Origin of the sequence: Microbacterium sp. PF5, from assembly GCF_004794315.1 — a bacterium.
Taxonomy (GTDB): Bacteria; Actinomycetota; Actinomycetes; order Actinomycetales; family Microbacteriaceae; genus Microbacterium; species Microbacterium sufflavum.
In genome coordinates this window covers 1-16,975 of sequence record NZ_SSDQ01000106.1, presented here as the reverse complement: position 1 = coordinate 16,975, position 16,975 = coordinate 1, and the positions used below count along the sequence as shown (strand labels likewise).

The following is a 16,975-nucleotide window of genomic DNA, read 5'->3' as shown; positions in this document are numbered from 1 at the left end:
CGCGTCAGGCGTCCAGCAGCCTCCGCAGCCACCCGCTCGACCGCACCTGCGCGCCCGCGGCCTCGACCCGCGCCTGCAGCTCCCGGTCGCTCGTGACCGCCAGCACCCGCTGCGCCCCCGCGACCCGACGCTCGACCTCGGCCACGATCGCATCATCGCCCGCGGCCTCGGCCCGCACGACCGCCAGCGCCGGCTCCGCGACTCCGGCCTCGGCGGCACCGGTCTCCGCGGCCTCGGTCCCGATGTCGCGGGCACGACCCTCGACCACGAGCGCCACCTCCGGGTACCAGTCGTCTCCGTCGAGCCCCAGGTCGTCCGCGGGCACCGCCAGCCCGGCCAGCCGGTCACGCAAGCGCGCGGCCGCACCGGCTCGGTCCTTCCACCAGCCGTCGGGCACCGACCCGACCACGTTCGCCCCGTCGACCACCACGGCCGGGAACACATCGAGCTGAGCACGCAGCATCGGCCACGCCGCCCCGAACCCCGGGTGCAGCGGCAGCTCGTCCACGCGGTCGACCGGGACCCACTCCAGCGCCACGCTCTCCGGATCGCTGATCACCGGGTCGAACGGGCTGCGCACATCGGCGACCACCGTCGTGTACGACCAGATGCCGAGGTCGAGCACGCTCGTGAAGCGCGGACGCACGGCGCCGTCCGGCACGCCCGCCTCCTCCTGCGCCTCCCGGATCGCTCCGACGATCGCCGACTCGCCCTCGTGCAGCGCACCGCCGGGCAACCCCCACGTGCCGCCGAAGTGGCTCCACGACACGCGGTGTTGCAGCAGGATCCCGCGCGTCGTGTCGACCGCGAGCAGACCGGCCGCGCCGAACCGCCCCCAGTAGCGCTCCCCCGTGTCTGCGACCACCCAGGCGTCGCCAGGGTTGCGCGGTCCTTCGGGGCGACGCGGTTCGCCGGGCGCGGGGGGTACGACTGTCACCCCCTCAGCTTTTCACAGCATCGGGGTCGCGGTGCCACCCGGCGACACACGCCGGAACGCGTCAGCGCTGGCGGCGCTCCCGCACGCGCATGTTGATGACGATCGGCGTCCCCTCGAACGGGTAGAGCTCGCGCAGGCGCCGCTGGATGAACCGGCGGTAGCCCGGGTCGAGGAACCCAGTCGTGAACAGCACGAACGTCGGCGGACGCGTCGAGGCCTGCGTGCCGAACAGGATGCGCGGCTGCTTGCCCCCGCGCAGCGGGTGCGGGTGCTCGGCCACGAGCTCGGCGAGGAAGGCGTTGAACTTGCCGGTCGGGATGCGGCGGTCCCAGTTCTCGAGCGCCGTCTCCAGCGCGGGCACCAGCTTGTCGAGGTGTCGCCCGGTCTTCGCGGAGATGTTCACCCGCGGAGCCCACGCCACGTGCGCGAGGTCCTGCTCGATCTCGCGCTCGAGGTACCGGCGGCGGTCGGCGTTCTCCAGGTCGTCGTCGTTCAGGCGGTCCCACTTGTTGAACGCGAGGACGAGCGCGCGGCCCGACTCCAGCACGAGGTCGATGATCCGCACGTCCTGCTCGCTGATCGTCTCCGACACGTCGAGGACCACGACGGCGACCTCGGCCTTCTCCAGCGCGGCCGACGTGCGCAGCGAGGCGTAGAAGTCCGCGCCCTGCGCCATGTGCACGCGGCGACGGATACCGGCCGTGTCGACCAGACGCCACATCTTGCCGCCGAGCTCCACGACCTCGTCGACCGGGTCGCGCGTGGTACCCGCCAGGTCGTTCACGACGACGCGCTCCTCCCCCGCGGCCTTGTTCAGCAGCGAGGACTTGCCCACGTTGGGGCGACCGAGGATCGCGACACGTCGCGGCCCGCCGATCTCCTGCTTCGCGACCGCCGAGATTTCGGGAAGCTTCTTCAGCACGGCATCCAGGAGATCCGCCACGCCGCGGCCGTGGATGGCCGAGACCGGGTGGGGCTCACCGAGACCGAGGTTCCACAGCGCGGCGGCCTCCGGCTCCTGCCGGGCGTCGTCGATCTTGTTCGCGACCAGGAACACGGGCTTGCCGCTCTTGCGCAGCAGCTTGACCACGTGCTCGTCTGTCGAGGTGGCGCCGACCATCGCGTCGACCACGAACAGCACCACGTCGGAGAGGTCGATCGCGACCTCCGCCTGCGCGGCGACCGAGCGGTCGATGCCGCGGGCGTCGGGCTCCCAGCCGCCGGTGTCGACGAGCGTGAAGCGCCGGTCGTTCCATTCGGCCTTGTAGGTGACGCGGTCGCGCGTGACGCCGGGGGTGTCCTCCACCACGGCCTCACGACGACCGAGGATGCGGTTCACGAGCGCCGACTTGCCGACGTTCGGCCGTCCGACGATCGCGACGACCGGCAGTGCGGGCAGGAACTCGATGCCGTCCTCGCCCAGCGAGACGCCCGCGAGGAGCGCGGCATCCTCGTCGTCCAGCTCGTAGTCGGCGAGACCGGCGCGCAGGGTCTCGGCGCGCTGCTCGGCGAGGTGCTCGTCGAGGTTCTCCATCTTCTCGGCGAGCTGGTCGGGGCCGCCTTCGTATTCGTCGTCAGCCACGGTGTGCTCCTCGGAGTCGTTCGATCACCGTGAGGACGGCGTCGATGGTCTGGGGGTAGTCGAGTTCGGTCGAGTCGACGACCTCGACGCCCTCGGCGGCGTTGAGGAAGTCGACGACGGCGCTGTCGGAGGCGTCGCGCCGGTGCAGGGCCGCGGCGACGGCGGCGGCGTTCTCCCCCGCGAGCTCGCCGGCACGGCGTGCGGCGCGCACCTCGGGCGCGGCGGTCAGGAGGATGCGCACGGGGGCATCCGGTGCGACCACGGTCGTGATGTCACGTCCCTCTACGACCACGGCGGGGTACGGAGCGTCGGCGACCAGCGCGCGGAACAGCTCGTTCACCTGCGCGCGCACCTCGGGCACGCGGGCGACGCCGCTCACCGCGCCGGAGACCCGCGGTTCGCGGATGGCGTCGGTCACGTCGGTGTCGCCCACCCGGACCGTGCGGTCGTCGGGGTCGAGGCCGAGACGGACCGGGAAGTCGGCTGCGGCGGCGCGCACGGCGGCCGCGTCATCGGTGTCGGCGCCCTGCTCCAGCACATGCCAGGCGAGCGCCCGGTACGCCGAGCCGGTGTCGAGGTAGCCGTAGCCGAGCTGGCGCGCGACCGCCTTGGAGACGCTGGACTTGCCGGAACCGGCCGGCCCGTCGATGGCGATGAACTTCGTGGCGGAGACGGTGGAGGTGTCAGTCATTCGTGTTCCCTGCAATGCGCCAGCCGCGTTCCTGGAGCCCGGTGATCGCGCCGTGCAGCGCCGCGGGGTCGACACTGATCTCGGCCAGACCGAACTGTGCGCCGGGCGAGTGCTCCAGACGCAGGTCCTCGACGTTGACGCCGAGTTCGCCGAGCTCGCCGAACAGGCGGCCAAGCTGTCCGGCGGTGTCGTCGACCATCACCACGAGCGTCTCGAAGCGCCGGTTCTGGCCGTGCTTGCCCGGCAGACGCTCCACGCCGTCGTTGCCCTGCCGGATGGTCTCCGCGATCACACGGCGCGCGCCGGGGGCCGCCGGCGCCCGCAGCGCCTCCGCGACATCGCCCAGGTCGGCCGCCAGCGCGTCGAGGATCTCCACGACGGGCCCCGCGTTCGCGCCGAGGATCTGCACCCACAGCTCGGGCGCGGAGGCGGCGATGCGCGTCGTGTCGCGCACGCCCTGACCCGCCAGGCGCAGCGCGCCCTCCTCGGCTCCCGCGAGCCGCGCGGCCAGCAGACTCGCGACGACCTGGGGCACGTGCGAGGTGAGGGCGACCGAACGGTCGTGCTCCTCCGGCGTCATCTCCAGCGGCATCGCGCCCACGTCGAGCGCGAGCGCCTCGACCAGCGCGAGATCCGTGGCCTTCGTGTCCTCGTCGCGGCACACCACCCAGGGCCGCCCGATGAAGAGGTCGGCGCGGGCGGAGATGGCGCCGCCGCGCTCACGCCCCGCGAGCGGGTGCGAGCCGATGTAGCGCGCGAGGTCGACGCCGCGGTCGCGCAGCGTCCGGAACGGTTCGAGCTTGACGCTCGCGACGTCGGTCACGACCGCGTCCGGGTACCGCTCCAGCTCGGCCTGCACCACGTCGGCCGTGACGTCGGGCGGCACGGCCACCACGATCAGCGCGGGGGCGTCGTCGGCGGCGGCGAGTCGACCGGCGCCGTAGTCCACCGCCAGTCGCAGCTGCGCCGGGGAGGCATCCGTGAGCGCCACGTCGACACCCTTGGCCCGCAGCGCATGACCGACGCTCGCGCCGAGCAGGCCGGCACCGACGATGCGGACGGTGCCGGACAGACGCGGCGCGACGGCACCGGTCTTCCGCGCCGTGGGCGCACTCGTCGTGTCGGTCATTCGGTCTCCTGCTCGCCTGGCGCCGCGGCGACACCGGATTCACGGCGCGCGAGGGTCAACAGCGCACCGAGTTCGATTTTACTCAGGTCACGCGTCTTCCCTGCCGGGAGGGTTCCCAGGTGCAGCGGGCCGAACTGCCGGCGCACGAGCTCGGTCACGGGGTGGCCGACCGCGGCCATCATCCGACGCACGATGCGGTTGCGCCCCGAATGCAGCGTGAGCTCCACCAGGCTCGAGCCGCGCGACGTGTCCAGCAGCCGCGCCTTGTCCGCCGCGATGGGGCCGTCCTCCAGCTCGATGCCCTTCGTGAGCGTGGAGATCGTCTGCGGGGTCACCGTGCCGTCCACCTTGGCGATGTACACCTTGGTCACACCGAACGACGGATGCGCCAGCACGTGCGCGAGCTCGCCGTCGTTCGTGAGCAGCAGCAGCCCGCTGGTCTCGGCGTCGAGGCGCCCCACGTTGTAGAGCCGTTCCTCGTAGTCCTTCGTGAAGCGACGCAGGTCGGGCCGCCCGCTCTCGTCACGCATGCTGCTGACCACTCCGGTGGGCTTGTTCAGCATCACGTAGCGCTTGGTGACGTCGAGCTGCACCGCGGTGCCGTCCACGTCGACCAGGTCGCGCTCGGGGTCGATCCGACGGCCGAGCTCGGTCACGGTCTGCCCGTTCACCCGGATGCGCCCCTCGACGATGTACTGCTCGACGACACGGCGCGAGGCGACGCCCGCCGCCGCGAGGACCTTCTGCAGCCGCACGCCCTCGGGCGCGGTGGCGTCGTCGTGGGCAGCGTTCATCGGAGGGTCCCTTCGTCGAAGCCGTCGGCGCCGTCGTCCAGCAACGGCGAGATCGGCGGCAGCTCGTCCAGCGAGTTGATGCCGAGGTGCTGCAGCAGCGCGTCGGTGGTGCCGTAGTTGATCGCCCCGGTCTCGGAGTCGGCGAAGAGCTCGGTGATGAGGCCGCGGGCGAGCAGCGTGCGCACGACCGAGTCCACGTTCACGGCGCGGATCGACGCGACCTGGCTGCGGGTGACGGGCTGCTTGTAGGCGATCACCGCGAGCGTCTCCAGGGCCGCCTGCGACAGCCGCGCGGGCGCCTGCCCGCCCACGAACTCCGCCACCACGGGGTCGAGGTCTTCGCGCACGTACAGCCGCCACCCGCCACCGACCTCGCGCAGCTCGAAGCCGCGCCGCGGTCCTCGGCCCCGTCCGTCGTAGTCGTCCCCGAGCGCCTCCAGCGTCTGCCGCACGGCCGGCACCGGCGCGCCGACCGCGGCCGCGAGGGCGACCAGGCCGATCGGCTCGTCCACGATGAAGAGGATCGCCTCGACGCGCTCGCTCAGCGGCAGCTCGGAGCCCACGACCGTCGCGGCGTCGTCACCCCCGGGCTCGACCTCCGGCCCGGGTGCGACCTCCGGCACGGGCTCGACCTCCGGCGCGGTCTCGGTCTCGGTCACGTCATCGGTCATAGTCGGCCCCCAGGGTCGCGAGTGTCTCGTCCGACCAGGTGTCGGCGGCCCAGCGGAGCGTCAGCTCGCCGAGCGGTTCCAGTTGTTCGAAGGAGAGCGCCGCGTGGCGGTACAGCTCCAGGACGGAGATGAAGCGCGCCACCACGATCCCCGGCTCGGTGACCCCGGCGACCAGCTCGCGGAAGCTGATCGACTCGGTGCCGCGCAGCAGCGTTACGACGATCGCCGCCTGCTCGCGGATGCTCACCAGCGGTGCGTGCAGGTGATCGAGCCCGACGTGCGGCATCTCCTTGGGTGCGAACGCCAGCAGTGCCAGCGCCGCGAAGTCGTCCGCGCTCAGCGACCACACCAGCTCCGGCGTCTTGCGGCGGTGCTTCTCCTCCAGCGGCACCGCCCGCACGTGACGGCGGTCCTCCCGCTGCAGGCACCGCGCGAACCACGCCGACACCTCCTTGAACGCCCGGTACTGCAGCAGGCGCGCGAACAGCAGGTCGCGCGCCTCCAGCAGCGCCACGGCCTCGGCGTCGACGAGCTCGCCCTGCGGCAGGAGGCCGGCGACCTTCATGTCGAGCAGCGTCGCGGCCACCACGAGGAACTCCGATGCCTGGTCGAGCTCCTCCTCGTCCTCCAGCTCGGCGAGGTAGGCGATGAACTCGTTCGTGACCGCGCTCAGCGACACCTCGGTGATGTCCATCTCGTGCTTCGAGATGAGATTCAGCAGCAGGTCGAACGGTCCGTCGAAGTTCGACAGCGAGACCCGGAACCCCGTGTCGCCCTCCGCGGGGGCGACGGCCTCGGCGGTCGGATCGGTCTCGGCGTGCTCAGGCGACGGCGCCACGGGCGACCAGCTCCCGCGCCAGCCGCAGATACGCCTGCGCGGCGGCGTGCTCCGGCGCGAACTCGGTGATGGGCACGCCGGAGACCGAGGCGTCGGGGAACTTCACCGTGCGGCCGATCACGGTCTCCAGCACGTCGTCGCCGAAGGCCTCCACCACCCGCTCCAGCACCTCGCGCGAGTGCAGCGTGCGCGGGTCGTACATGGTCGCCAGCAGCCCGTCCATCGTGATCGACGGATTCAGGCGGTCGCGCACCTTGTCGATGGTCTCGATCAGCAGCGCCACCCCGCGCAGGGCGAAGAACTCGCACTCGAGCGGGATGATCACGCCGTGCGCGGCAGTGAGGGCGTTGACCGTGAGCAGGCCGAGCGAGGGCTGGCAGTCGATCAGGATGACGTCGTACTCGCCCGCGACCTGGCGGAGCACCCGCGCGAGGATGGTCTCGCGGGCCACCTCGTTGACCAGGTGCACCTCGGCGGCCGACAGGTCGATGTTCGCGGGCAGCACGTCGAGGCCCTCGACGTTGGAGTGGACGATCGCCTCGTGCGCGTCGCGCTTCGTGTCCAGCAGCAGGTCGTACACGGTGGGGACGTCGTGGGTCTGGATGCCCAGGCCCGCGGACAGCGCACCCTGCGGGTCGAAGTCGACGGCGAGCACCTTGCGGCCGTACTCCGCGAGGGACGCGGCGAGGTTGATCGAGGTGGTCGTCTTGCCGACGCCGCCCTTCTGGTTGCAGAGGGCGATGATGCGCGCGGGACCGTGCGACTTCAGCGGCGCCGGGATCGGGAAGCCGCGGTAGGGGCGGCCGGTGGGTCCCATGGGGGTGTCGTCGGCCTTCTTCGCCTTCGCCCTGGACTTCGCCGCGTTCTCAGCCACCGGTTCTCCTGCTCCTTCGTGCTTGCTCGATTGTAGCGGCCGGGCCGGTCACGGGCCGTCCCGGCGCGCGGCGGCGGACCCAGGCGACCGCGCGAGTCAGCGGGCCCGCGGGTGCGACGTGGCGTACACGTCGCGCAGCGCGTCGACCGACACGTGCGTGTAGATCTGAGTCGTGGCGACCGACGAGTGCCCGAGCAGCTCCTGCACGACGCGTACGTCCGCGCCGCCCTGCAGCAGATGCGTCGCGAACGAGTGCCGCAGGGTGTGCGGCGACACCTCGGCCGTGATCTGCGCCCGCTCCGCCGCCGCCCGGATCACCAGCCACGCGCTCTGCCGGGACAGCGGCGCACCGCGGGCGCCGAGGAACAGGCGCGCCGAGGCCCTGCCCTTCGCGGCGAGCCCGGGACGCACCCGCGTCAGGTACGCGTCGACCGCGTTACGCGCGTACGAGCCCACCGGCACGATGCGCTCCTTCGACCCCTTGCCGCGCAGCCGCAGCACCTCCCCGTGCGCGAGGTCGTCGACGTCGAGCCCGACCGCCTCCGACACGCGGGCGCCCGTGGCGTACAGCAGTTCCAGCAGCGCGCGGTCACGGATGCCGAGCGGCTCCTCCGGCGACGGCGCCGCGAGCAGGCGCTCGACCTGCTCGATCGTCAGCGCCTTCGGCAGCCTCCGCGGAGCCTTGGGCGGACGCAGCCGGCCGCTCGGGTCGTCGGCCTCGATCCCCTCGCGCGCCAGGAAGCGGTGCCACCCGCGCACGGACGACTGCAACCGGGCAAGGCTCGTGGCCGCGGGGGCGGGCTCGGCAGACGCACGCTCGGCGATGAAGCGGTCGATCACCGCGGGGGTCACCTCGGTCGTGTCGGTGATGCCCTCGGCGGCGAGCCACCCCCGGTAGCCGTCGAGGTCGCGCCGGTACGCCGCGATCGTGTGCGCGCTCAGTCCGCGCTCGATCGTGACGTGACGCAGATACGCGTCGAGGGCGCGATCGAGCAGCATGTCAGCCCCGGTCGCGGAGCCTCTGCGCGGCCGCGAGCACACCGATCGCGAGGATGCCGTTGCGCATGCGACCGTCGAGCACCGCGGCCACCGCGTCGTCGAGGGGCACCCAGGCGAGCCGGATGTCGGCCTCCTCGTCCTCCCGGGAGTGTGCGGCGTCGGCGGCCGTGATCCCCGTGGCGAGGAACAGCTGGATCAGCTCGTCGTTCCCGCCCGGTGTGGTCCACGACGACACCAGGGGCTCCCAGTGCGCCGCGACCAGGTCGGCCTCCTCCGCGAGCTCGCGCTGCGCGGCCGCGGCAGGGTCCTCCCCTGGCACGTCGAGCAGACCGGCGGGCAGCTCCCAATCGCGGTGCCGGATCGGGTGCCGGTACTGCTGGATCAGCAGCACCCGCCCCTCGTCGTCCAGCGCGACGATCGCCACCGCGCCGGGATGGGCGACGTACTGGCGCACGATCTCACCGTCGCCGTAGCGCACCCGGTCGGAGCGCACGTCCCACACCCGCCCCTCGTACACGAGCTCGGAGGACAGGACCTCGGGGTCGAGCGGCTCGTCGCGCAGCGGACCGCCGTCGGACAGGGCGCCGATGTCACTCATCGGCGCTGACGTCGAACAGCTCGCTCGCGCGGTGCCGCTCGATCGCCGCACCCACCAGTCCGCGGAACAGCGGGTGCGGGTCGGTCGGGCGCGACCGCAGCTCGGGGTGGGCCTGCGTGGCGATGTAGTACGGGTGCACGTCGCGCGGCAGCTCCACGTACTCGACCAGGTCCAGCTCGGGGTTCAGGCCGGAGAACACCAGTCCGGCCTCGGACAGCCGGTCGCGGTACGCGTTGTTGACCTCGTAGCGGTGGCGGTGCCGCTCCGACGCCTCCGCGGTGCCGTACAGCTCCCGCGCCAGCGAGCTCTCCGCGAGGGCGGCCTGGTAGAGCCCCAGCCGCATGGTGCCGCCCAGGTCGCCGCCGTCGAGGATCTCGACCTGCTCGGCCATGGTCGCGATCACGGGCTCCTTCGTCTCCGGGTCGAACTCGCTCGACGATGCGCCCTCGATGCCGGCCACATCGCGGGCGAACTCGATCACCATGCACTGCAGGCCGAGGCACAGTCCGAGCGTGGGGATGCCCTGCTCGCGCGCGAACTTCAGCGCGCCGAGCTTGCCCTCGATGCCGCGGATGCCGAAGCCGCCCGGCACGCAGATGCCGTCGAGCTCGGCGAGCTGCTCCTGGGCGCCCTCCGGGGTCTCGCACAGGTCGGAGGGGATCCAGCGGATGTGCACCTTGGTCTCCTGCGCGAAACCGCCGGCCTTGAGGGCCTCCGTCACCGAGAGGTACGCGTCGGGGAGGTCGATGTACTTGCCGACGAGGCCGATCGTGACCTCGTGCTTCGGGTTGTGCACCGCGTGCAGCACCTTGTTCCACCGCGTCCAGTCGACGTCGTCCGCCTTCTGGTCCAGACCGAGGCGCCGCACGATGTACGAGTCGAGCTCCTGCTCGTTCAGCGTGGAGGGGATGTCGTAGATGCTCGGGAGGTCGACCGTGTTGATGACGCCCTCGACGTCCACGTCGCACATCAGGGCGATCTTGTTGCGGTTGCTCGCGCTCACGGGACGGTCGCTGCGCAGCACCAGCGCGTCGGGCTGGATGCCCACCTGACGGAGAGCTGCGACGGAGTGCTGCGTCGGCTTGGTCTTCTGCTCGCCGGAGGCGCCCATGAACGGCACGAGCGACACGTGCACGAAGAACACGTTGTCGCGGCCGAGCTCATGACGCAGCTGACGCGCGGCCTCCAGGAATGGCTGCGACTCGATGTCGCCCACCGTGCCGCCGACCTCGGTGATGATGACGTCGGGGCGCGGGTCCTCGGTCGCCTGCAGGCGCATGCGGCGCTTGATCTCGTCGGTGATGTGCGGGATGACCTGCACGGTGTCGCCGAGGTACTCACCGCGACGCTCGCGCGCGATGACCTGCGAGTAGATCTGGCCGGTGGTCACGTTGGCCGCCTGCGACAGGTTGATGTCGAGGAAGCGCTCGTAGTGGCCGATGTCGAGATCGGTCTCCGCGCCGTCGTCGGTGACGAACACCTCGCCGTGCTGGAACGGGTTCATGGTGCCCGGATCCACGTTCAGATACGGGTCGAGCTTCTGCATGACCACGCGGAGTCCGCGGGCGGTGAGCAGGTTGCCCAGGCTGGCCGCGGTGAGGCCCTTGCCCAAAGACGAAACGACACCACCAGTCACGAAGATGTGCTTGGTCGTGTCGTTCTTGGGCCCCGCAGAAGAAGAGTTCATCACGGGCTTCTATCCTAACAGTTCCCTCAGACGCCGAGGCTGAGAAGTTCGCGGGCATGGGTGAGCGCGGCGTCGGAATCGGCGAGGCCGGACAGCAGCCGCGCCATCTCGGCCTCCCGCTCCTCCCCCTCCAGACGCCGCACGCTCGAGGCGGTGACGGCCCCGTCGTTGGACTTGACGACCGTGAGGTGGTTGTTCGCGAACGCGGCGACCTGCGCCAGATGCGTCACCGCGATCACCTGCGACTTCTCCGCCAGCCGGGCGAGTCGCCGGCCGACCTCGATGGCCGCGGCCCCGCCGATGCCGGCGTCCACCTCGTCGAACACGAACGTGGGCACCGGGTCGGTCGCCGCGATGACGACCTCGATCGCGAGCATCACGCGCGACAGCTCGCCGCCCGAGGCACCCTTGGCCACCGACCGCGGTTCGGCTCCGGGGTGCGGGGCCAGCAGGATCGCCACGTCGTCGCGCCCGTGCGTGCTCTCGGCGCCGGGGGTGACCGAGACCTCCAGGCGGGCATCGGGCATCGCGAGCGCGTGGAGCTCCGCGGTGACGGCGTCGCCCAGGCGGACGGCGGCCTCCGTGCGGACGGCGGTCAGGGCGTCCGCCTCGGCGTCGAGCGCGGTACGCGCCTCCTCCCGCTCGGCGGTGAGACGCTGCAATCGCTCGCCGTCGTCGTCGAGCTCCGCGAGGCGCGTCGAGCCCGTCTGCCACAGTCGGATGGCGTCGTCGAGGGACCCGTGCGCACGGATCAGCACGCCCAGCGCCGCCCGTCGCTCCTCGACCGCGGCGAGTTCGTGCGGGCCCGACTCGTCGAGGTCGGCGAGGAAGCCGGACAGCTGCCCGGCGGCGTCGGCGATACGGTAGCCGATGTCGGCGAGCGTCTCGGCGACCTCCGCGAGCGTCGCGTCCGAGACCCGTTCGAGCGCCCGCCGCGCCTCCGCGACCAGTGCCGACGCATCCGGCTCGCCCTCCTCGTTCGAGAGCGCCCCGTGCGCGAGCGAGGCGGCCAGTCGCAGCTCCTCGGCGTTCGCGAGCCGTTCGGCGCGGGCCGCGAGTTCGGCGTCTTCACCCGCCTCTGGTGCGGTCGCCTCGATCAGCGCGAGATCTTCCCGCAGTCGCGCGGCCTCCTCCGCCCGGCGGTCGCGGTTGCCCGTGATCTCGGCGATCTCCGCGTCGAGGCCGCGCCAGCGCTCGAAGGCCGTGCCGTAGTGCTCCAGCGCCCGGGCGATCGCGTCACCGCCGAAGCGGTCGAGGGCGTCGCGCTGCGCAGCGGCGGACCGCAGCCGCAACTGCTCGGACTGGCCGTGCACGACCACCAGCTCGTCGGCGAGGGCGGACAGCACGCCGGCCGGAGCGGCGCGACCCCCCACGCTCGCCCTGCTTCGGCCCTCGGCATTGAGGGTGCGCGACACGTACAGTTCGGCGCTGCCGCCACCGACCGGTTCGAGTTCGCCCCCGGCGTCGGCGACGATGTCTGCCACGTCCCCGGTCTCGGGCACGACCCAGACTCCCGCCACCGAGGCCTGGCCGGCTCCGGCGCGCACGGCGCCCGAGTCGGCGCGCTGTCCGAGCAGCAGCCCGAGCCCCGTGACGACCATCGTCTTGCCCGCACCGGTCTCGCCGGTGATGGCGGTGAACCCCGGTCCGAGCGGGAGCACGGCGTCGGCGATCACACCGAGGCCCCGCAGGCGCATCTCCTCGATCACGGCTGGTTCCTCCGGTCCTGTCCGCGCCACCCTTCGACCGGCAGCTGGAACTTGCGCACCAGCCGGTTCGTGAACGCGGTCGGGTGCAGGCGCGCGAGGCGCACCGGCCGCGAGGACCGTCGCACCACCACACGCGCTCCGGGCGGTAGCTCGTGCGAGCGTCGGCCGTCGCACCAGAGGATGCCGGAGCCGTCCGTGCGCTCGAGCATCTCAATCGCGACCGCCGCGTCGGGGCTCACCACGAGCGGCTTCGCGAACAGCGCGTGGGCGGAGAGCGGCACCACGGCGATGGCCTCCACGGTCGGCCAGATCACGGGCCCGCCGGCGGAGAAGTTGTAGGCGGTGGATCCCGTCGGGGTGGACACGACCATGCCGTCGCAGCCGAAGCTCGACAGCGGCCGGCCGTCGATCTCGAGCACGACCTCGATCATGCGCTCCCTGCTGGCCTTCTCGACCGTCGCCTCGTTCAGGGCCCAGGTCTCGTAGACGACGTCGCCGGCGGCGTCCTTCACCCGCACCGAGAGCGCCAGGCGCTCCTCCACGTCGTAGTCGCGGGCGATGACACGGCGCACCGCGTCGTCCATATCGTCGGGGTCGATCTCGGCGAGGAAGCCGACGTGGCCCATGTTGATGCCGAGCACGGGGGCACCGCTGTCGCGCACGAGCTCCGCGGCGCGCAGGATCGTGCCGTCACCGCCGAGGACGATGGCCAACTCGAGCGCGGTCGGGTCGGCGGAGACGCCCAGGACGTCGACGTCGGCGAAGAACGGGTCGACGGCGGAGAGCGCATCGTGGTCGTCGGGCGCGAGGACCGGGCGGGCACCCGCTCCCCGCAGGGCATCGGTCACGCGACGGGCCGCTTCCACCGTCTCGACGCGGCCGGCGTGCGCGACCACCAGGATCCAGCGCTCGTTCATCGTCCCCCTGCCAGCCGGTTGATGGTGTCCATCCATTCTGTCGGATTGCTGCCGCGTCCCGGCGCGAGGTGCACGAGGTACTCCGCGTTTCCGTGCGTGCCGAGGATCGGGGAGGGAAGGATGCCGAGCATCCCAAACCCCGCGTCCCACGCGCTCCAGACGACGCGGGCCACGGCGTCGGCGCGGGTGGCCGGATCGGTGACCAGTCCCCCGCGCACCGCGGTGCGCCCGACCTCGAACTGCGGCTTCACGAGCAGCAGCACGTCGGCGCCCGGCGCGGCAACGGCGGCGATCGCCGGGAGGACGAGTTCGAGCGAGATGAACGACAGGTCGCCGACGATCAGGTCGGGCGCCGCGGGCTCGCCCGTCGCGTCCGCGAGGCTCTGCGGTGTCATGTACCGCACGTTGAAGCCCTCGACCGACACGACCCCGTCGTCCGCGGCGATGACGGGAGCCAGCTGTCCGTGTCCGACGTCGACCGCGAGCACCCGCCGCGCACCGCGCTCGCGCAGCACCTGGGTGAATCCGCCGGTCGAGGCGCCCATGTCGAGCGCGAGCCGGTCGGCGACCGCGACGCCGAAGCCATCAAGGGCGGCGACGAGCTTGTGCGCGGCGCGCCCGACGTAGTGGTCGGCGCCGGCCACGGTGAGCTCACTGTCGTCCTGGACCGGCGTGGACGCCTTGACGACGGGGCGACCGTCGACGCTCACGAGGCCCTCCGCGATGAGGGTGGCGGCATGGCTGCGCGACCGGGCGAGTCCCCGCGAGGCGAGGGCGGCGTCGAGTCGCGTCATCGTGTTCCCGGGGTCTCCCGCTGGTCGAGCCGTGATCCGCTCTCCAGCCGCCGCGAGAGCTCGTCGTGGAGCGCGGAGTAAGCGTCGGCACGAGCCGGAAGCGGCTGCCCTTCGATCAGGCGCAGGCGGCTCCACAGGCCGTCCGTCGGCGCACCGGTCGTCTCATCGCTCACGGGTTCCACTGTACGCGGCTCCTCGGACAGCCGACGGAGCCACGCGTGTGGTCAGGGGCGGTGGAACGGGTCGTCGTACAGCCGCTCGGGCACGCGCAGCACGAACACCGGAGTGCCCGAGGCCCAGATCGCGGCAGCTCCGGCCCGCAGCAGGTCGAGCTGGTTCCCGGACTCCGCGACGATCTCCACGTCCGCGCCGTGCACCCGCACCGCCGCGCCGCCGACGTCGTACACGCCGTCCGTCACCGTCGGGACCGGGTACGGCTCGTGCAACCCGCGGAGGTCGCCGAGGATGTAGGTCGGGCGCGACCCCTCGGGCGCCGCGAGCACGTGCTTGGGGCGGTCGATCCCGGTCAGCACGAGGGCGGAGTCGATGCCGGCTCGGCTCGCTCCCATGATGTCGGTGTCGAGGCGGTCGCCGATGAACAGCGCCCTGGACGCGCCGAAGCGGTCCAGGGCCTCCTGGAAGATGGGGGTCTCCGGCTTTCCCGCGACCGTGGCCAGCCGCCCGACGGCGGTGTGCACCGCGGACACGAGGGTGCCGTTGCCGGGGGCGACGCCGCGTTCGCGCGGGATCGTCCAGTCGGTGTTGGTGGCGATCCAGGGGATGCCGCCCTCCTCCTCGGGGACCTTGAGCGCGAAGGCCGCTTCGGCGAGGTCGGTCCACGCGACCTCGGGGGCGAAGCCCTGCACGACCGCCTGTGGGTCGGCGTCAGCGCTGCGGGTCACCGTGTACCCGGCCTTCTGCACCTCATCGACGAGACCGTCGCCTCCCACGACGAGGATCGTCGCGGGAGGGGGAACGATCCCCGAGAGCAGTCGCATGGCCGCCTGCGGGCTCGTGACCACGTCGTCCGGCGCGACCGTGAGGCCCAGGCTCGTGAGGTGCGCCGCGACGGATGCGTCGGTCCGCGCCGCGTTGTTGGTGATGTACCCCAGACGCGCCGTGGCGGCTGCGGCGTTGAGGCTCTCCACGGCGTGCGGCAGGGCGCCGGGCCCGGCATACACGACTCCGTCGAGGTCGGCGAGGATCGTGTCGACGCCGTCCAGCGGAGTGCGGGGCGTCTGACGCCTGCGCGTGAAGAGCGCCATCACGCCTCCGGCTTCGAGGAACCGGACTCGTCGTCTTCGCCGACCTCGTCGACGTCTTCGCCGAGGAGCTCGCGAACCTCGTCCTCGATCGTGGGCTCGGCCTCGCCGTCCTCACCGAAGAGCTCGGTCCCGGCACCATCGCTGTCGCCGTCGCGTCCAGAGGCAGCATCGTCGTCGCTGTCCAGGTCTCGGCCCGCCTCGACGTCGAGGTCCGCGTCGCGATCCACGACACCGTCAGCATCCACGCCACCGTCAGCATCCACGCCACCGTCCACGCCACCGTCCACGGCGTCACCGTCGAGGCGGGCGGCATCGTCGCGGGTGCCGTCACCGTCGCGGGTGCCGTCACCGCCGCCAACGGCGTCGCCGTCAGGCGTAGCAGTGCCGTCACCGTGATCGTCGAGGAACTCGTCGTCGATGAGGCCGTCTTCGACGTAGATCTCCTCGTCGCCGGCTTCGTCGACGCCGAGCGCCTCCGCCGCGACGTCGGCGCGGTGGGCCCAGAATTCTGCCTCGTCGGTGCGTCCGAGGTCTTCCAGGACCGCTGCCCGCGCGGAGAACAGTGCTGGGCTCCACTCGAACGCACGATCGGGATCGAGCTCGGGAATCTCGAGCTCACCGAGAGCCAGCTCCAGGTCGCCCTGGTCGAGCCTCGCGCCCGACATCGCGATCGCAAGAGCCACGCGCACCGCGGTGTCGAGGGTGGAGCGGTCCACGGCACGACCGGTCTCGAGTGCTCGGTCAGGACGGCCGATTCCGCGCTCGCTGTCGACCATGAGCGCGATCTGGTCGTCCTTCCCGGAGATCCTGCGATAGGTGCGCAGCTCGCGAAGAGCCAGGGCGAAGTGACCTGTCGCATAGGCCGTGATGCCGAGCGTCTCGCGGACGATCGCAATGCGACCGGCCCGGCGCGACGCCGCCAGCGCATGCTCGTGTGCCAGCGCGGGGTCTTCGTCGATCAGACGCGAGGCCATCGCCAGGTGTCGGGCGACGTGCTCCGCGTTCTCCTTGCTGAGCGTCTTCAGCTCGTTGCGCGCGGAAGAGTGCAGATCCCGGGCCGTGACCTCGTCCGGAACGGTCGGCTCGTCGAACCGGGCACGCTCGTTCGACGCGTTGGCCGGACGCTCACGCCCGGCACCGCCGCGCTGCGGGAACGACCGGGACCGGTCACTCCCCCGCTCACGCTCCGTCCGCCCTTCGCGACGCTGCCCACCATCACGGCTGAAGCCACCCTCACGACGCTGACCGCCATCACGGCTGTACCCACCCTCGCGACGAGGAGCCGCGTCACGGTTGAAGCCCCCTTCGCGACGCGGAGCACCATCACGGTTGAACCCACCCTCACGACGCTGGCCACCGTCACGGCTGTAGCCGCCCTCGCGACGCTGACCACCGTCACGGCTGTACCCACCCTCACGACGCTGACCACCATCACGGCTGTAGCCACCCTCACGACGCTGACCGCCGCCATCACGGTTGAAGCCGCCCTC

General features: G+C 72.0%; 17 protein-coding genes. All 17 read right to left on the bottom strand.

Features of this window, described 5'->3' with window-relative positions:
* Positions 1-4: 4 nt before the first annotated feature.
* Complete coding sequence (locus DW297_RS08205; protein ID WP_136031220.1) at positions 5-937, bottom strand: NUDIX domain-containing protein; 933 nt, start codon at positions 935-937, stop codon at positions 5-7.
* A 61-nt stretch (positions 938-998) separates the two neighbouring features.
* The gene (gene der, locus DW297_RS08200) at positions 999-2,471 is read right to left on the bottom strand and encodes a ribosome biogenesis GTPase Der (RefSeq protein WP_206253550.1); all 1,473 of its coding nucleotides are present in this window, start codon (positions 2,469-2,471) and stop codon (positions 999-1,001) included.
* Positions 2,472-2,511: 40 nt separating this feature from the next.
* Complete coding sequence (gene cmk / locus DW297_RS08195; protein ID WP_136031217.1) at positions 2,512-3,210, bottom strand: (d)CMP kinase; 699 nt, start codon at positions 3,208-3,210, stop codon at positions 2,512-2,514.
* Positions 3,203-4,339, bottom strand: coding sequence for a prephenate dehydrogenase (locus DW297_RS08190; RefSeq protein ID WP_136031215.1), 1,137 nt, complete (start codon positions 4,337-4,339; stop codon positions 3,203-3,205). The genes cmk and DW297_RS08190 overlap by 8 nt, the downstream gene beginning before the upstream one ends.
* Positions 4,336-5,133: a pseudouridine synthase gene (locus DW297_RS08185; RefSeq protein ID WP_136031213.1), complete on the bottom strand. Its 798-nt coding sequence runs from the start codon at positions 5,131-5,133 to the stop codon at positions 4,336-4,338. The genes DW297_RS08190 and DW297_RS08185 overlap by 4 nt, the downstream gene beginning before the upstream one ends.
* The gene (scpB, locus tag DW297_RS08180) at positions 5,130-5,804 is read right to left on the bottom strand and encodes an SMC-Scp complex subunit ScpB (RefSeq protein WP_240744560.1); all 675 of its coding nucleotides are present in this window, start codon (positions 5,802-5,804) and stop codon (positions 5,130-5,132) included. The genes DW297_RS08185 and scpB overlap by 4 nt, the downstream gene beginning before the upstream one ends.
* Positions 5,794-6,642: a segregation and condensation protein A gene (locus DW297_RS08175; RefSeq protein ID WP_136031211.1), complete on the bottom strand. Its 849-nt coding sequence runs from the start codon at positions 6,640-6,642 to the stop codon at positions 5,794-5,796. The genes scpB and DW297_RS08175 overlap by 11 nt, the downstream gene beginning before the upstream one ends.
* Complete coding sequence (locus tag DW297_RS08170; protein WP_136031369.1) at positions 6,626-7,459, bottom strand: ParA family protein; 834 nt, start codon at positions 7,457-7,459, stop codon at positions 6,626-6,628. The genes DW297_RS08175 and DW297_RS08170 overlap by 17 nt, the downstream gene beginning before the upstream one ends.
* Positions 7,460-7,612: 153 nt before the next feature.
* A complete protein-coding gene (gene xerD, locus DW297_RS08165) occupies positions 7,613-8,515 on the bottom strand; it encodes a site-specific tyrosine recombinase XerD (RefSeq protein ID WP_136031209.1) in 903 nt (300 codons plus the stop codon).
* Between the two features lies 1 nt (position 8,516).
* Positions 8,517-9,113, bottom strand: a complete 597-nt coding sequence (locus DW297_RS08160) for an NUDIX domain-containing protein (protein ID WP_136031207.1) — start codon at positions 9,111-9,113, stop codon at positions 8,517-8,519.
* On the bottom strand, positions 9,106-10,800 hold the full coding sequence (locus DW297_RS08155) for a CTP synthase (RefSeq protein WP_136031205.1): 1,695 nt from the start codon (positions 10,798-10,800) through the stop codon (positions 9,106-9,108). Before DW297_RS08155 ends, DW297_RS08160 begins: the two co-directional genes overlap by 8 nt.
* A 26-nt stretch (positions 10,801-10,826) precedes the next feature.
* A complete protein-coding gene (gene recN / locus DW297_RS08150; protein ID WP_136031203.1) occupies positions 10,827-12,509 on the bottom strand; it encodes a DNA repair protein RecN in 1,683 nt (560 codons plus the stop codon).
* Positions 12,506-13,426, bottom strand: a complete 921-nt coding sequence (locus DW297_RS08145; protein WP_136031201.1) for an NAD kinase — start codon at positions 13,424-13,426, stop codon at positions 12,506-12,508. Before DW297_RS08145 ends, recN begins: the two co-directional genes overlap by 4 nt.
* Positions 13,423-14,220, bottom strand: a complete 798-nt coding sequence (locus DW297_RS08140; protein ID WP_136031199.1) for a TlyA family RNA methyltransferase — start codon at positions 14,218-14,220, stop codon at positions 13,423-13,425. Before DW297_RS08140 ends, DW297_RS08145 begins: the two co-directional genes overlap by 4 nt.
* Positions 14,217-14,393 carry a hypothetical protein gene (locus DW297_RS18885; protein ID WP_168387201.1) on the bottom strand — a complete coding sequence of 59 codons (177 nt, stop codon included), beginning with the start codon at positions 14,391-14,393 and terminating at the stop codon, positions 14,217-14,219. Before DW297_RS18885 ends, DW297_RS08140 begins: the two co-directional genes overlap by 4 nt.
* A gap of 51 nt (positions 14,394-14,444) precedes the next feature.
* Entirely contained in the window at positions 14,445-15,485 is a 1,041-nt protein-coding gene (locus DW297_RS08135) for an HAD-IIA family hydrolase (protein ID WP_136031197.1), read from the bottom strand.
* Positions 15,485-16,975 (bottom strand): hypothetical protein (locus DW297_RS19220; RefSeq protein WP_240744559.1); only part of this gene is annotated, 1,491 nt, incomplete at its 5' end. The genes DW297_RS19220 and DW297_RS08135, both read right to left, overlap by 1 nt.

Coding starts and splice junctions, on each gene's coding strand:
- scpB (WP_240744560.1), bottom strand. CDS start 5,804: ATGACCGATGACGTGACCGAGACCGAGACCGCGCCGGAGGTCGAGCCC.
- DW297_RS08155 (WP_136031205.1), bottom strand. CDS start 10,800: ATGAACTCTTCTTCTGCGGGGCCCAAGAACGACACGACCAAGCACATC.
- DW297_RS08160 (WP_136031207.1), bottom strand. CDS start 9,113: ATGAGTGACATCGGCGCCCTGTCCGACGGCGGTCCGCTGCGCGACGAG.
- DW297_RS08170 (WP_136031369.1), bottom strand. CDS start 7,459: ATGGGACCCACCGGCCGCCCCTACCGCGGCTTCCCGATCCCGGCGCCG.
- DW297_RS08145 (WP_136031201.1), bottom strand. CDS start 13,426: ATGAACGAGCGCTGGATCCTGGTGGTCGCGCACGCCGGCCGCGTCGAG.
- cmk (WP_136031217.1), bottom strand. CDS start 3,210: ATGACTGACACCTCCACCGTCTCCGCCACGAAGTTCATCGCCATCGAC.
- xerD (WP_136031209.1), bottom strand. CDS start 8,515: ATGCTGCTCGATCGCGCCCTCGACGCGTATCTGCGTCACGTCACGATC.
- DW297_RS08185 (WP_136031213.1), bottom strand. CDS start 5,133: ATGAACGCTGCCCACGACGACGCCACCGCGCCCGAGGGCGTGCGGCTG.
- der (WP_206253550.1), bottom strand. CDS start 2,471: ATGGAGAACCTCGACGAGCACCTCGCCGAGCAGCGCGCCGAGACCCTG.
- DW297_RS08190 (WP_136031215.1), bottom strand. CDS start 4,339: ATGACCGACACGACGAGTGCGCCCACGGCGCGGAAGACCGGTGCCGTC.
- DW297_RS08135 (WP_136031197.1), bottom strand. CDS start 15,485: ATGGCGCTCTTCACGCGCAGGCGTCAGACGCCCCGCACTCCGCTGGAC.
- DW297_RS08140 (WP_136031199.1), bottom strand. CDS start 14,220: ATGACGCGACTCGACGCCGCCCTCGCCTCGCGGGGACTCGCCCGGTCG.